Below are 15,037 nucleotides of genomic sequence, written 5' to 3' on the forward strand. Positions count from 1 at the left end.
GGGTAAGCTGCACGGCCGTGACCGCCTTCTTTTTCTTGGCATCGTAGCTGCGCCCTATCTTTCCCTTTTCGACCCCGCCGAGCACGAACTCGTCGACGTGCACCGTGCCGTCCATCGGGTGGTTCCCGCTGGACGCCATGGCCTCCCTTACCTTGAGCATGAACAGGCGGGCGGTCTTTTCAGTGACACCGTAGCGCACGCCCATGTAACTGGCCGACAGGCTCTTTGTACTGGTCGACATCTCGAAACAGATGAAAAAGGCCTTTCGAAGACCGAACTTGACCTTATGGAAAAGCGTGTTGGCAGTGGCCGAATCGGTATGGCCGCAGATGTTGCACGTCCTCGAAAAGTCTTTTCTTACCTGCACTACGACATGGTTACATTTGACGCATTTGAAACCCTCTTTCCATTTGATCCCGGCGAGATACTCCTTGCAGTCCAGATCCGTTTTGAAGCGATCGGAGAACTCTAGAAGGTTTTGACCCTTGAAAATATCCATATAAACCCTATATTTATTGAATTCAAAAGTATGAATTTATCTACTGACCTCTATAAGCTATTATATGAGCTTCGCATTTTTGTGTTAGTTTTCTTTCATCTCAGTCTTTTAAAGAGTTTTTCCCAAAACTCTAAAATAGATAGCCTCAGAACTATTATTTTCAACTATGAGGCTACAAATCCTAATTTTGAAAGAGACACTGGGTACATTCAACATTTGTTGAATTTAAGTACTAGTTTTTGTTATATTAAATTGGATAGCCTGTTGGCCTATGCAGAAACGTTTAAAAAATTAAGCGAGGCAATTGATTTTGAATACGGTGTTTTGGCTTCCAACAAAGAGATAGGAAATGGTTTTATGTTAAAGGGTGACTACGAAAGAGCAAAAGAGATACATTTTGAAAATTTAGAGAGAGCTTAAAGAAAGGAAGTCTATACGATTGCAGCCGATACCTATAATGCAATCTCTTACGTTTACTTAAAGAATAGCGACCATCCGATGGGTTATAGAACTTACTTAGAAGCTCTAGATTTTGCTTTTGAGCATAAAGACTATGATAATGCCATAAGGATAAACATGAACCTTGGAGTAATTTTTCCTTACTCAAAGATTTTGAAAATTCGCTAATTTACTTCAAGGACTGTTTAAAATATCAAGAAATCTATGACATAAGAGTAAATGAAGGCATGGTACATGCAAATATTGGGTATTCCTATTTACATTTAAAAAAATATCAAAAAGCGATAGACCACTTAAATAAAGCCCTAGATATTTTCAAGAAATCCCAAATACCTCAATGGCAAGCATTTACCTATGTGAGCTTGGGTAAAGTATTTTTCGAAAAAAACGACCTAAAAAAAGCACTTGAGTTCTTCAAGAAGGCTGAAAACGAACATAAACAGATTGAGGATAAGAAAGGTACTATAGATATGAAAATAGGATTGGCAAATACCTATTTTTTATTAAAGCAACCGGATTTAGCTAAACAATATGCTGAAAAAGCGAAGATTTTGGCAGAAGACCATAGGTATCTCGAGGGGCTGCTAGGTTCATCAGAAATTTTGTATAAGCTCAGTAAGAGTAATAATAGTTGGAAAGAATCACTTGTTCATTTAGAATACGCCCGTAAAATAGGAGATTCTATCTCCTTTGAAGAAAACAGGAATATTCTTTTAATGGATGAGGCCAGACTAAACTACAAAAAAGAAAAAGATAACATTAAAGCTTTGGCGAACAACACTATAGCGAAACAAAAAAATATGTTGCGTGGGCATTAATTGCATTTTTCATAGCCGTTTTGGCGGCCTTGTTGATAAACAGGTCTAATAGAATGGCAAAACCTTTAAATAAAAAACTTGCTGATCAAGCACAAACACTCTCCGAAAGTCAAAGAAGCCTTAATCGAATTAATAAAAATCAAGAGAAATTATTTTCCATAGTCGGGCATGATCTTCGAGGACCTATTGTGTCCCTTAAAGAACTTGTAGGTCTAAGTCTGGAGAGCGACTCTGGAGAGGAGTATTTTTTACGTTTTGCACCAAAACTTAAAAATGATTTAGATCACATTCACTTAATGTTGGACAATCTTTTGAATTGGGGTCAAAACCAAATGATGGGTGCGACGTTAAAAGCTGAAACTATTGACGTAAAAGATGAAATGACGGCCATCATACAGTTATTTCAAAAGAATATCGAGACCAAAAAAATTACACTTAACAACAACATAGAAAACGGAACTAAAGTCTTTTTAGATTTGAACCACTTCTGTATTATTTTTAGGAATTTGATAAGCAATACAATCAAGTTTACGCAAGAGCACGGCACTATTTATATCAACGGTATTGAGATAAAAAACCAACTAAAAATTACCATTAAGGACAACGGGTTCGGTATGAGTAAAGAAGTTCAAGAGAAATTATTCAAGAATGCAAAGCACTATACGACTTTTGGTACGAACAATGAAAGAGGTACCGGTTTAGGATTATTGCTGTGCAAAGAAATGATAGAAAAAAATAATGGTACAATTCATGTAGAAAGTTAATTAGGAAAGGGAAGTGAATTTCACATATACCTACCCAAAAATACCTAAAAGAACTACGGCCCCAATACTTTGTGAGTCGCGTCTAAATTCAATCACTCTAGTTGAGTCACTGTTAATAATAATAATAGCTTATAATTATATTAAAGATGCACTTTCTATCGATGAAATACATATAATTGCCGACAAAACACACAAAAATGGGCGTTTCACAACATTAATTGCCTTGCCAGACCTAACTAGCACTAAATTTAATCTCTATAATAGATTTTTAGAAATCATGCTAGCCATAAATAATTCGTTAACTCGGACGGTAACCTACATAAGGACAAGTTATATAATGCTTTTAGGCTTAGCAGCTATAACCCTTAATGTTAATTCGCAAGTTAATCTACGCGATAGTCTTAAGCACGATATTATTGAACTTCAAAAAAGTAAAAGATTTCAAAGTACGGACACCCTTTATATTAGTGCTCTTTTGGAGTTGGGCAATGCACAGCGCTATTACCAATTGGATAGTTTGCTGTTACTTTCCAAAAAAGCCTTGGAATTAAGTAAAAAGTCTAATTATAAAAGGGGTGTAGCCGAATCTCACTCAGGAATCGGAACTTTTTATTCTGATAGAGGTAAACATAAAGAAGCAATCAAATACTTCAAAAAAGCTATAGAAATAGCTCACGAGCTAAATGATACAGACTTAAAACTATTCATGATTAATGATTTAGCAGGTGAATATAGTTATCAGGGAAATTACGCATTAGCTCTAAAAGAATACTTAAGGGCTGTGGAAATGGCCGACCTAGTGGATAATAAAGATATGTTATCCATCATAAACGAGAATATTGCCGGACTATACGTAGAGCAGAAAGATTTTAAACAAGCGATGCTTTTCTACAAAAAGGTGAAATCGCTCAATGAAGAAATCGGTAATCCCATCTTTATGGCAGAAACGATGAGCAATATGGCATCTGCCTATGCTGACATGGGAGAATTGGACCACGCCATGTTCAATGCCAATAGTGCTATACTAGTATTTGAAGACGAAAAAATAATGGATTGGCTTGCATACGCTTATGAGATAAAGGGGAAAACGTACCTAAAACAAAAGAAATATACTTGGGCCATGTATTGGTATAGGCAAAGTGAGCTGTTACACAAAGAGCTGAATGACGATAGATCGGAAATACCACTTTTAAATGGTATGGCCGAAGCAAGTCTTTATATGAACAAAGATAGTATAGCCGAGGTTTACGCTCATAGAGCTCAAAAACTCTCAAGAAAAATAGAAGACATCGCTGGTACTAAGAACTGCGCCAAGACCCTTTACAACATATATAAGAATAAGGGTGATTTTGCTACCGCCTTGGAGTACCATGAGCTTTTTCAAAAAATAAGCGATACGCTTACGCGAAAAGAAAATAAGAAAGGGCTAACCATGCTCAAGACCAAAATTGAATATGATCAACAGAAGGAACAGTTAATTTTAGAAAACAAAAAGGCACTAGCCAAACAGAAAAGTTATGTTTACGCAGCCCTTTTTATCCTATTCATCTTTTTAGGGATTACGATTTTGATAAGAAGAAATGAAAAAATACAAAAGAAACTGAACAAGGAACTTATCTCCAAAAAGACAGATTTAGAAAAGAAAGAAGAACATTTAAAGGATGCGAATCAAACAAAGGATAAACTTTTCTCTATTATAGGACATGACCTTAGAGGTCCAATAGGAGCCTTTCAAGGGCTTATGAAGCTTTTTAAAGAAGGTGAAATGTCTAAAGAAGAATTCTTGGAATTTGTGCCCAAGCTCAAATCTGACATTGACCATATCGCCTTTACCCTGAACAATTTACTCTCTTGGGGGCAAACACAAATGGACGGTTCGGTAACCAAACCAACGGTAACGTCACTAGAAACAATAGTATTGGAAAATATTGCGCTTCTTTCGGAAATCGCCAATAACAAATCTATAAAACTAATTAACCGGATTGAAGCCAATACATTGACCTGGGTAGATACCAATCAAATCGATATCGTTATACGAAACTTGATCAGTAATGCTCTTAAATTTACCCCTGAGAAAGGAATGGTCACCATAGGCGCGGTTGAAAAATCTAAATATTGGGAAATCTACGTAAGGGATAATGGTGTTGGAATGAACGAAGAGACCTTAGGGAAAATCTTCAATAAAAGTTCCAATCATACCACTTACGGAACCAACGATGAAAAAGGTACCGGCTTAGGATTGTCCTTGTGCAAAGAAATGGTAGAAAAGAACAAAGGAATCATTTGGGTGGATAGTGCAATTAATAAAGGCTCCAGCTTTTACTTTACAGTTCCCAAAGCGCAAAAAGAATATAAAATAACCGCTTAGATGATATCGCTCAAAGAATCTACCGCTATCATCCTTTCCACAGTAAAACCTTCGGCATAGTCTTTTCCAATTAGCCTTCCCAAATCCTGTGATCTGTACCGTACACTTTCTATAAATGTTTTACTACTTATCGGTGTTTCGGGTTCCTCACTATCCGGGTCATGAAATTGAGAACCGTACGCTAGAATGGCTTCCGTTTTTTTATCCATAAAGCCAGTAATATCAACTACGAAATCGGGAACCAAGTTTTTCCACTGTATATAATGATATACCAGTTTGGGTCTCCAAGGTTTTTGAACCACTCCCATTACTTCGGTTTCAATTTTGATAAGGCCGCTTAAAAAACAGGCGTCGCTTACTAATTTACTTCCTTTGCCATGGTCTATATGCCTGTCATCAATAGCATTGCAAAGCACAATTTCCGGTTGATATTTACGCACCATTTTAATTACCTCTAATTGATGGGCTTCGTCGTTTTCAAAAAATCCATCTTTAAATTTGAGGTTTTCCCTGACTTGAATTTGAAGGATTTCACCAGCTGCGGCAGCCTCTTTATCTCTAATTTCAGCCGATCCACGAGTTCCAAGTTCGCCCCTTGTTAAATCAACGATGCCAATCTTCTTACCTTTGGAAACCTCTTTGGCTATGGTCCCCCCCGCCCCTAATTCAGCATCATCTGGGTGAGCGCCAAAAACTAATATGTCTAATTTCATTTAAATGCCATTATATGCTACAAAGCGTTAGTCCAATTTTTTAACGGACATTACTAGGTGTTAGTTTTTTTCAGAAAGGACGGCTTCTCTTTTGCAATTGTTAAAGCGCCTTCAATATCATCTATTAAATCAGCTACCTCTTCAATACCTACCGAGAAACGAATTAAACCATCCTTGATTCCTTGTTGTGCCCTAACCTCCGGACTCATAAGTGCATGGGAAGTCTGGGTCGGAGATAACACTGTACTCTCCACGCCTGCTAGGCTCATGGACGATTTAATCAAACCTAGGGATTTTTGAAATAAAGAGGCGTTCAAATACGGTTTTAGTTCAAAGGACAACATTCCGCCAAAGCCTTTCATCTGTTTTTTAGCCAGTTCATGGTCCTTATGGGAAGGAAGGCCTGGATAATATACGCTATCTATATCCTCATGACCATTTAAATAGGTCGCCATGGCCATGGCATTTTCGTTTTGAGCTCTAACACGTAAGCCCATGGTCTTGATACTACGTTCCAATAGCCAAACCGTATAATCACTTAAACTTCCTCCAAAATTTTTCGCTAAGTGAAAAATACGTTCCATATGCGCTTCACTGGCCGCAACAGCACCAGCGCAAATATCGGAATGTCCACCCATGTATTTCGTAGCGCTATGAATAACAATATCGATACCAAAATCTAATGGATTTTGATTTACCGGGCTAGCAAAGGTATTGTCTATCATGGATATTATACCATGCTTTTTTGCTAGGGAGGCAACAGCCTTTATATCTGTAATGGTCAACAGCGGGTTTGAAGGCGTTTCAATATAGATAACCTTCGTATTATCCTTAATTTTCGCTTTGAAATCTTCTGCTTCCCAACCCTCGGTGAAGGAATATGCTATACCGTATTTTTCAAACTCCTCTGTTACTAAATTATACGTACCGCCATATAGGGTTTGTTGCAATACTATATGGTCCCCAGCTCTTAAAAAAGACAGTAAGGCCGTACTTACAGCAGCCATGCCACTTCCGAAAATAAGAGCCGATTCCGCATACTCTAAAGCGGCAATTTTCTTACATAATCCTTCTTGGTTGGGCGTATTAAAATATCTAGGATACCTTTTTACGTCAACGTCATCAAACGCGTAAGAAGTACTCATATATAGGGGAGAAATGGCCCCTTTGTGCTGTTTGTCCTCAAGTTCACCAACATGGGTGCAAACGGTATTCAATCCTTTTTTAGAAACGTTCATCCTTCTTTAAAATTTACAATTTAAAGGTACAAAATTACCTTATACTTGGAATTGTTTCCACCTTCCTCTTTTAAATAGAACAATTGCGATGATGGCCAACAAAACTTCCGCCAAGGTAATCGCCATAAAAACTCCTAAAGCCCCTAATTCAAAATAAAAGGCAGCTATATATGCAAAAGGTAGTTGAAATAACCAAAAGGCCATAACATTTATCCTAGTAGGTGTCCTAGTATCACCAGAACCATTAAACGCTTGTGTTACGACCATGCCATAGGCATAGAAAATATAACCAGCAGCAATAATTTGTAGGCAAAGGCCACCATTTTCAACCACGACTGGGTTGTCATTGAACCATCCTACAATTTCCTTGGCAAATAATAAATAGACAAGCGAAACAGCACCCATAAAATAGGCATTGTACTTTCCCGTTTTCCAAACAGACGTCTCTGCCCTATCAGGTTTTTTTGCTCCTAAGTTTTGTCCTACTAAGGTGGCCGCAGCATTACTCATTCCCCAAGAGGGCATCAGGGAAAATAGCATTATCCTAATAGCAATGGTATAACCGGCAAGTACTTCACTGCCAAATTCGGACATCATCCGCATTAAAAAGACCCAGCTAGACGTTCCTATTAAGAATTGGGCTACTCCTCCTAAAGAAATACGAACAAGGTTAATCATCACTTTTAGATTCACCACTACATTCTTAGCTGCCAATTTAATACTACTCCAACCAAAAAATAGCACACATAGTTGAAACAGCACAGCTGTTCCTCGTCCAATATTGGTCGCAATGGCAGCACCCACAACACCGTATTCGGGAATTGGCCCCCAGCCGAAAATAAATAGGGGGTCTAGAATAATATTCAATCCATTAGACAACACTAATGTCCACATAGCGACCGATGCATCTCCGGCACCCCTAAATATGGCGTTAATAAGAAATAATAACATAATGGTGATATTTCCACCTAATAGCAATTTGGTATAACCAAATCCCTCCTCAATAAGACTGGCCTCCGCTCCCATCAATGAAAGGATTTCCTTAGCATATAAAAAACCAATAACACCAATAACCACTGAAATGACTACTCCCAAACCTATAGCTTGTACAGCGGCTTCCTTAGCTCCCTGTACATCCTTTTCACCTATTCTCCTGGCAACTATGGCAGTTGCTGCCATACTCAAACCTATGGCAACCGCGTATATTAATGTGACGACTGATTCTGTAAGCCCAATCGTGGCGACGGCATTTACACTTACCTGTGAAACGTAGGCAATATCTACTAGTGCAAAAATGGATTCCATGAGCATTTCCAATATCATGGGAACCGAAAGCATAAAAATAGCTTTACGAATGCTACCTGAAGTAAATTCGGATTCCTTACCGCTTATGGCAATCCAGAAATATTTAAAAAAAATTTGAACAGTTTGTATATATGACCTCATAAATAGAAATTTGAATTATTGAAAAAGAAGTGTAGCCCAATAAACCGGTGTTAGGACAGCGATTTACAATTATGCCTAGCGGCAATGAGCATTGATATCAATAAAATTTCTAGAGCTTCATAAGACCACAAATATGAGAAAAATTATGCTATCTTAGAAAACTGATCACCAAATTTTTTCAATAATTTTTCTTTTGAAGGACTAAACAATATTTCAACTAAAACATAATAAGCCACGAATATGAGATTTTCCTTTGTCCTCGTTATAATACTATTTTTCGTTTCTTCATCTTGCAAAAACACGGATAAAGCCATCGCTAATAGGGCGCCAACTGGTTACCAAGGACAAAAACCAAGTCCTATTGTACCTACGGTAAACAGACCGGTTCAAAAGCAATGGAAAGGCATTTGGTCCTTATCCAATGATACCTTTTTTACGAATGATTTTGATGGAGCAAGGCTAAATGGTGTTGCAGATGATGGCAATGACCATTACACCATTTGGATAACCGCCGAAAATACGCCCATTAATGTGAGTCCCTGGTATGCATTCAAGGTATGGACCACAAAACCAAGAGAAATAACCATAAAATTATCGTACCAGGATTCCAGAAGCAGATACTATCCTAAGATTAGTACGGACGGACTAAATTTCAAGGTATTGGACAGCGCCGCTTATAAAGCAATCAATAAAGGTGAGGGTGATTTTGGGATCAATGCTGCACCTGAATTTGTAGAGTTGAAGGTAAACGTCGGAAAAGAGCCGATCTGGATAACTGCTCAAGAACTATACACTTCAAAAAGAGTGAAGAAATGGATTGACTCACTGTCTACCAAACCCTTTATCTCGTCCTATGAAATTGGAAGGAGTACTGAAAATAGAGCTATGAACTTAATGCAAATCAAGGCGAATCAGGATACGAAAAAGGCCGTGATGATTATCTCTAGGCAACATCCGCCAGAAGTAACGGGGTTTTTAGCCATGAAATCCTTCATTGAAACTATTGCCGGAGCAAGCCAACAAGCTCAGGAGTTTAGGACAAAGTTTGATGTTTATGTGGTTCCCTTGATGAATCCTGATGGAGTAGACAATGGGCATTGGCGACACAATATGGGTGGTATTGATTTAAACAGGGATTGGCAAAATTTTAATCAGCCAGAAACTAGAAGTGTTCGTCAATTTTTAAACAAAAAAAACAATGAGGGCTATGAGTTTGCATTCGGGGCCGATTTCCATTCTACCTGGGACGATATTTATTACCCCATAGATAGTACTATTACGGGTGACAACGGAAAAATTGTTTTTGACTGGATCGAAAGTATTAGCCATAGGCTTCCTCAGAAGAAAACAAATATAAGCGCCTCTAAAAAGATTGAACCTACCATGGTTTCTCGGAATTACTTCTACGTAAACCATAAAATGCCCGCCATAGTTTTTGAACTAGGTGATGATACTCCGCGCGATTTCCTTAAAGAAAAAGGTCGGGTAGCCGCTGAAGAACTAATGCGTTTACTACAAGAAAAATAAGGGCTATTTGGAATAATTTACTTTATACCTCCAATAGCTTATAGCCCCCAAGGCTGCAACTCCAGCGATGGTGTAATAGATAAATGTCGGTGTAACCACTTGTGCTCCACTAGCGTAACTATGTAAACCTACCAAATAAAAATTAACCCCTTGATAGGTCATCATAATACTGCCGTAGGCTACCACGCTTAGAAAATTAAAGGTCCATTTACCTCGTAGTCCAGGAACCAATCTGGTATGAATTACAAAAGCATAAACCATAATGGATATCAGGGCCCAAGTTTCTTTCGGGTCCCAGCCCCAATAGCGTCCCCAGCTTTCATTGGCCCACTGACCTCCCAGAAAATTACCAATGGTCAACATGATGAGGCCCACGGTAAGTGATATTTCGTTGATAATGGTCAGTTCCTTTAAATTAAAATCCATTCGTTTTTTGTTCTTTTTGGTCGTAAGCAACATCAATAACAAGCAAACTACTCCAAGAATCATCCCTACGGTTAAAGGACCGTAACTCCCCACAATTACCGAAGTATGGATCATTAACCAATAACTATCCAGAACAGGCACTAAATTCCCGATTGTTGGATCTACCCAATTTTGATGCGCAAAGAAAAGCAGCATGGCTGCTACGAAAGAAGATGCCGCAACCGTCATATCACTTTTTCTTCCAAAGGCAATACCCATGCCCATGGTAGCCCATGCAACGAACAGGATACTTTCATAAGCATCACTCCAAGGGGCATGCCCTGAGATATACCAACGAAGAATCAGACCCGCTGTATGCCAAACAAAAAATAGCACTATGGTACCCTTCAAGAAATAAACGGACGCCTTCCAAATTTCACGCTCTTTAAAAATTTGTAAAATTAGTATGATGAACATCAAAACACCAACAAGCAAATAGTACATATACAGTCTATTAAAAATGTCCAATTTATTGTAAATGACCTCGGTATCAATTCTATTCTGCGAAGGCAAAACTTCACTTCCATGATTCGCTTGATTCTGTTTAAAGGCGGCAAGTAATTTATCCGCCTCCGTATAATCACCAGATTGCTGTGCTTTACCCAAGGTCATCAAATAATAGGGCATAGCATTTTTAATAAAGTTGGCGTATAACGAATCCGCTACTTGGTACTGCCCTCCCCTATACTCTATTGCAGAAATCCATTTATTATTTTCATCGTTCAATAAAGGAAAAATCTTTACTATTTGCTGGCTTAAGGCCTGATCCAATAAATTTAATCGGATATTAATGTCCTTGATATCCCGTTGAAATTTATTAGGACTTGCTTTTGTAGTAGCTTCCCTGATATAAGGTGCAAGTTTATATTGTCCTTTGCTATCAAAGAAATCTGTTGCTTTAATATATTTTTGGCCACTAGGGATACCTATAACTTTTCTAATACTATCATTCTGTGCCTTTTTATCAACGGCGATAAACTCGGTATTGTACCAAATGGCAGGATTCATCATCATAGAAAGAAATACCTGATCGGAACTAAGTCCAGAATAGGTGTCCTTCAAACTCAGCTTTCTCAAAAGCTCTGATGAGAAAGTGTTTATTGGTTTCATACGTCCACCTTCATCCTGAATGACCAATTTTCCAAATTTATCCGCATGTTCTTTTGCAACTATGGATGCTCTTAATAGGGAGTCTACCTGAAGTTGTGTGGGTTCAGTAGAATGATCATGACCATCGTCCGCAGAATGTTCCTGTGCAGTCATAGGAAAGCAAAGGCCAATTAGTAAAACTATCGTAGCTAGGGCTTTTTTCTTTTTCTCTTTCAGTTTGTTCAAAGCACTGCTCAAGTCCTTAAAACGGGTTTTACCAAAGAACATAATACCCAAAAGGCCTATATATAAGAGGAAATAACCAACATAGGTAATCCATGTGCCCCAAAAATCATGATTTACGGAGAGTGTCGTTCCTTTTTCATCTGGGTCAAAACTTGCCTGAAAAAAACGATATCCTTTATGGTCTAAAACATGATTCATAAAAACATCGTAATCAAAGGTTCGGTCGTCTTTTACGGTAATTTTACTCATGAAGGAAGCATATCCTTTCTCTGTACCGGGATATTTCTCCGCAATAAAATCGTTCAATTGAATACTAAAGGGTAATTCGTGTACTTTGGAACCATAGCGCAATGCAAAATCTAAACCGCCTACGGTAATCTTGTCGGTAAAATCGGTACCACCCTTGCCACCGAGTACTTTTATTTTTTTAGTTTCCCCATTAGAAGTAATGGACAATAGCAAGGCATCGGTATCAAAATCGGTCTTTTCTGCCTCGGGAATTTCTACTACTCCATAACTTCCTTGAACAACAGAATCAGGTATAACGAATTGCATATTGGCTGCATTATATAGGGATCTCAATTGCAAGGGCTGTAAGGAATCTTTTTCTAGCGTTCCTTGAAATTGGTCGGCCATTCGCATAAAACTTCCTGCGAAGGGAGATTTTATCTCGTATACATTTCTTGTAGTGGATATATTGATGGCGCCGTCCGTAGGTACGTTCAATGCAAATAGAACACCATGTATACTACTTACCTTTCCGTTCTCTAAATAATGCTCATGTCGCTGGCCATCGCCAGCCTCGACTATTTTTAGATAAGTGTTACCAGAATTATCAGGCACAAGACCTTCTTTAGCTCCCTCTATAAAACCTTCATAAGCAATAGTGAACGGTTGACCGTTAAAATCAGAATTCCAAGGTAAATTAGATTTGATGTCCTCCGCAGTAACGATTAAATCGTCCTCCAAAATTTTTCTTCGAGGTTCGCCTTCAATCTTACCATCCACATGTGCCGTAAAATAGGTCTTGTCCGAGTAGAAAACATTTTCGGTCTTTCCTTCGCGTATAGGCATCATACCCTCATAACTGATGTATCTGGTAATAAAGGCTCCAATGATAATTAATATCCAAGAAACATGAAGCAATAATACCGGCCACTTTTCTTTTCTTAAAAGACGATACCTAAAAATATTACCCGCAAAGTTGATCACAAAAAATACCATAATCACTTCAAACCAAGTAGCATTATATACCCAAATACGCGCGGTTTCCGTGGAGTACCAACTTTCGATAAAAGTTCCAAAAGCCATGGCTGTGGCAAAAACAATAAAAAGAACGGACATTAAACGGGTAGAGAAGAAAATTTTCTTGAGCAATTCTGTCATAAAGAAAGACATTGGTTTTCAGCTAGCAAAAATACGGTGTTTTTACCATTTTCAGCAGAAATCCACTATTTTAAAACTTAAACAAAAGTGTTAATTTTTATCCTAAAAATGAGCTATTATTCTTTGTACTTTTGAATAATGATTTCAGTGGTTTTATTGGGAACTGGTAATGTGTCTAAGAATCTCTTCGAATCTTTTTTGAACAGTGATGAAATTGATGTACTTCGAGTAGTCGGAAGGTCAGAAAAGGGGTTGGTCCATTTCAAGAATCGCGCAGAAACCAGTACAGATTGGAATGCACTACCAAAAGCGGACATCTACATTTTGGCCATTAATGATGACGCTATTGCGGAAGTGTCAAAAAATCTAATGATCAATGGTCTAATAGTGCATACATCCGGAAGTGTTCCCCTAGCGGTTTTAGCAGACCATAGCCATTCTGGTGTATTGTATCCCCTACAAACCTTTACTTCCAATAAAATAATCGATTTAGATAAAGTGCCTTTTTGTCTTGAAGCGAAAGACCCAACAGATTTGGATTTACTACAGAAATTCGCACAGCTTTTAAGTAATCATATGGTACATGTCTCTTCGGAAAAACGAAAAGTACTTCATTTAGCTGCAGTGTTTGTAAACAACTTCACCAACCATATGTACACCATAGCGAATGATATTAGTGAAACAAATGATTTAGATTTTGATTTATTAAAACCTCTGATTAAAGAAACAGTCTCCAAGCTGGACTATCTTAGCCCTACCGAAGCGCAAACAGGCCCTGCAAAACGGGGAGATTTAAAAACGCTTAATGGACATCTAGACCTACTAAAGGATTCTCAACATAGAGAAATTTATAAATTAATGAGCAACGCAATTAAAGCTTCCTATGGAAAAAAGTTATAAAGAATATTTAGAGCATATTACCACATTCGTTTTTGACGTAGATGGGGTTTTTACGGATGGCAGTCTTCTAGTTACTTCAGAAGGAGAAATGCTTCGTAAAATGAACGTTAAAGATGGGTATGCCTTAAAAGTGGCCTTACAAAAAGGGTATCATGTCTGTATTATAACCGGAGGCACTAATGAAGGGGTAAGAATCCGTTTGAAGGGTCTTGGCGTTAAAGATATTTACTTGGGTGCCCATCATAAAATAGAAGCGCTGAACGAGTATCTGCAAAGCAATGATATCGCAACCAAGAATGTACTTTATATGGGAGACGATATACCGGACGTACCACCGATGAAAGCAGTGGGGCTGCCGACCTGTCCTCAAAATGCCGTTCCGGAAGTAAAGGCCGTCAGTAAATATATTTCTCACATTAACGGAGGGCAGGGCTGCGTAAGAGATGTTATAGAGCAGGTATTGAAAGTGCAGGGTAACTGGGCGGGTAACTTTAGTGCCGCAAACGACTGACCATGCTGCGAAATATTTTAAAAGACCACAAACTTATATTGGCCTCTGGCTCACCCAGGAGAAAAATGTTCTTTGAGGAAATGGGACTGGATTTCGAAATTCAGTTAAGACCAGTTGAAGAAATCTATCCGGAACACTTAAAGGGAGCGGAAATCTCCGATTATCTGGCGGCATTAAAGGCTAGCGTTTTCAAAGATGACCTTAACCCTAAAGAAATACTTATCACATCGGATACTGTGGTGTGGCATAATAACGAGTCCCTTGCAAAAGCAGCCACACCCAAGCAGGCTTTTGAAATGCTTAAAAAATTGTCCGATGACTGGCATCAGGTCATAACTTCAGTATGTTTTACCACTACAGACAGTCAGAAGGTTTTTAATCGAATAACATCTGTCAAATTTAGGGAGCTAGATGATGATGAAATCAACTATTATATTACTAACTATAAACCTTTTGATAAGGCCGGTGCTTACGGTATTCAAGAATGGATCGGTTTAGTTGGCATTGAAGAAATAAAAGGGTCTTATACCAATGTGGTGGGGCTACCTACCCAGTTAGTCTATAAAATGTTAATGCATATGGTAAGCTAATCTCTTTTTGGTAATTTA

12 protein-coding genes and 1 pseudogene are annotated in these 15,037 nt (G+C 38.3%); 8 read left to right on the forward strand and 5 right to left on the reverse strand.

The features are described from left to right. Positions 1–499 (reverse strand): annotated as a pseudogene (locus BFP77_RS13935) (IS1595 family transposase); the annotation flags it as partial. Between the two features lie 30 nt (positions 500–529). Between BFP77_RS13935 and BFP77_RS13940 the strand changes: the two are divergent. The 4 genes from BFP77_RS13940 to BFP77_RS13955 all read left to right on the forward strand — a co-directional run bounded on the left by BFP77_RS13940 (position 530) and on the right by BFP77_RS13955 (position 4,908). Beyond that, positions 530–919, forward strand: coding sequence for a hypothetical protein (locus BFP77_RS13940; protein ID WP_143751914.1), 390 nt, complete (start codon positions 530–532; stop codon positions 917–919). Between the two features lie 266 nt (positions 920–1,185). Next, positions 1,186–1,776: a tetratricopeptide repeat protein gene (locus tag BFP77_RS13945; protein WP_099574632.1), complete on the forward strand. Its 591-nt coding sequence runs from the start codon at positions 1,186–1,188 to the stop codon at positions 1,774–1,776. 53 nt (positions 1,777–1,829) lie between these two features. After that, entirely contained in the window at positions 1,830–2,540 is a 711-nt protein-coding gene (locus BFP77_RS13950) for a sensor histidine kinase (RefSeq protein ID WP_099574633.1), read from the forward strand. Positions 2,541–2,877: 337 nt separating this feature from the next. Continuing rightward, a complete protein-coding gene (locus BFP77_RS13955) occupies positions 2,878–4,908 on the forward strand; it encodes a tetratricopeptide repeat-containing sensor histidine kinase (RefSeq protein WP_099574845.1) in 2,031 nt (676 codons plus the stop codon). Here BFP77_RS13955 and bshB1 read toward each other — a convergent pair. From bshB1 to BFP77_RS13970, 3 genes are read right to left on the reverse strand one after another with little or no spacing between them, the layout of a single operon-like run. Then, the gene (bshB1, locus tag BFP77_RS13960; RefSeq protein WP_099574634.1) at positions 4,905–5,621 is read right to left on the reverse strand and encodes a bacillithiol biosynthesis deacetylase BshB1; all 717 of its coding nucleotides are present in this window, start codon (positions 5,619–5,621) and stop codon (positions 4,905–4,907) included. The two genes, BFP77_RS13955 and bshB1, sit on opposite strands and share 4 nt — an antisense overlap. A gap of 53 nt (positions 5,622–5,674) precedes the next feature. Continuing rightward, complete coding sequence (locus BFP77_RS13965; protein WP_099574635.1) at positions 5,675–6,859, reverse strand: trans-sulfuration enzyme family protein; 1,185 nt, start codon at positions 6,857–6,859, stop codon at positions 5,675–5,677. 39 nt (positions 6,860–6,898) lie between these two features. Next, positions 6,899–8,305, reverse strand: a complete 1,407-nt coding sequence (locus BFP77_RS13970; RefSeq protein ID WP_099574636.1) for an MATE family efflux transporter — start codon at positions 8,303–8,305, stop codon at positions 6,899–6,901. Between the two features lie 240 nt (positions 8,306–8,545). Here BFP77_RS13970 and BFP77_RS13975 point away from each other — a divergent pair, with 240 nt between their 5' ends. Further along, entirely contained in the window at positions 8,546–9,832 is a 1,287-nt protein-coding gene (locus BFP77_RS13975) for a M14 family metallopeptidase (protein WP_099574637.1), read from the forward strand. Between the two features lie 3 nt (positions 9,833–9,835). Here BFP77_RS13975 and ccsA read toward each other — a convergent pair whose 3' ends face one another. Then, on the reverse strand, positions 9,836–13,018 hold the full coding sequence (ccsA, locus tag BFP77_RS13980) for a cytochrome c biogenesis protein (protein ID WP_099574638.1): 3,183 nt from the start codon (positions 13,016–13,018) through the stop codon (positions 9,836–9,838). Positions 13,019–13,156: 138 nt separating this feature from the next. Between ccsA and BFP77_RS13985 the strand changes: the two genes are divergently transcribed. Genes BFP77_RS13985 through BFP77_RS13995 form a run of 3 tightly spaced genes read left to right on the forward strand, consistent with a single transcriptional unit; the run spans position 13,157 to position 15,019 of the window. Beyond that, complete coding sequence (locus BFP77_RS13985) at positions 13,157–13,918, forward strand: Rossmann-like and DUF2520 domain-containing protein (RefSeq protein ID WP_099574639.1); 762 nt, start codon at positions 13,157–13,159, stop codon at positions 13,916–13,918. After that, positions 13,902–14,429, forward strand: a complete 528-nt coding sequence (locus BFP77_RS13990) for a KdsC family phosphatase (protein WP_099574640.1) — start codon at positions 13,902–13,904, stop codon at positions 14,427–14,429. Before BFP77_RS13985 ends, BFP77_RS13990 begins: the two co-directional genes overlap by 17 nt. Before the next feature lie 2 nt (positions 14,430–14,431). Beyond that, positions 14,432–15,019 carry a Maf-like protein gene (locus BFP77_RS13995; RefSeq protein ID WP_099574641.1) on the forward strand — a complete coding sequence of 196 codons (588 nt, stop codon included), beginning with the start codon at positions 14,432–14,434 and terminating at the stop codon, positions 15,017–15,019. Positions 15,020–15,037: the final 18 nt, after the last annotated feature.

The sequence above is a fragment of the Maribacter sp. 4U21 genome, from assembly GCF_002742365.1.
GTDB lineage: Bacteria > Bacteroidota > Bacteroidia > Flavobacteriales > Flavobacteriaceae > Maribacter.

Excerpts from the sequence above, each read along its gene's own strand:
- BFP77_RS13945 (WP_099574632.1), top strand. The coding sequence starts at position 1,186 with ATGGTACATGCAAATATTGGGTATTCCTATTTACATTTAAAAAAATAT.
- ccsA (WP_099574638.1), bottom strand. The coding sequence starts at position 13,018 with ATGACAGAATTGCTCAAGAAAATTTTCTTCTCTACCCGTTTAATGTCC.
- bshB1 (WP_099574634.1), bottom strand. The coding sequence starts at position 5,621 with ATGAAATTAGACATATTAGTTTTTGGCGCTCACCCAGATGATGCTGAA.
- BFP77_RS13950 (WP_099574633.1), top strand. The coding sequence starts at position 1,830 with ATGGCAAAACCTTTAAATAAAAAACTTGCTGATCAAGCACAAACACTC.
- BFP77_RS13990 (WP_099574640.1), top strand. The coding sequence starts at position 13,902 with ATGGAAAAAAGTTATAAAGAATATTTAGAGCATATTACCACATTCGTT.
- BFP77_RS13995 (WP_099574641.1), top strand. The coding sequence starts at position 14,432 with ATGCTGCGAAATATTTTAAAAGACCACAAACTTATATTGGCCTCTGGC.
- BFP77_RS13975 (WP_099574637.1), top strand. The coding sequence starts at position 8,546 with ATGAGATTTTCCTTTGTCCTCGTTATAATACTATTTTTCGTTTCTTCA.
- BFP77_RS13965 (WP_099574635.1), bottom strand. The coding sequence starts at position 6,859 with ATGAACGTTTCTAAAAAAGGATTGAATACCGTTTGCACCCATGTTGGT.
- BFP77_RS13985 (WP_099574639.1), top strand. The coding sequence starts at position 13,157 with ATGATTTCAGTGGTTTTATTGGGAACTGGTAATGTGTCTAAGAATCTC.
- BFP77_RS13955 (WP_099574845.1), top strand. The coding sequence starts at position 2,878 with ATGCTTTTAGGCTTAGCAGCTATAACCCTTAATGTTAATTCGCAAGTT.
- BFP77_RS13940 (WP_143751914.1), top strand. The coding sequence starts at position 530 with ATGAATTTATCTACTGACCTCTATAAGCTATTATATGAGCTTCGCATT.
- BFP77_RS13970 (WP_099574636.1), bottom strand. The coding sequence starts at position 8,305 with ATGAGGTCATATATACAAACTGTTCAAATTTTTTTTAAATATTTCTGG.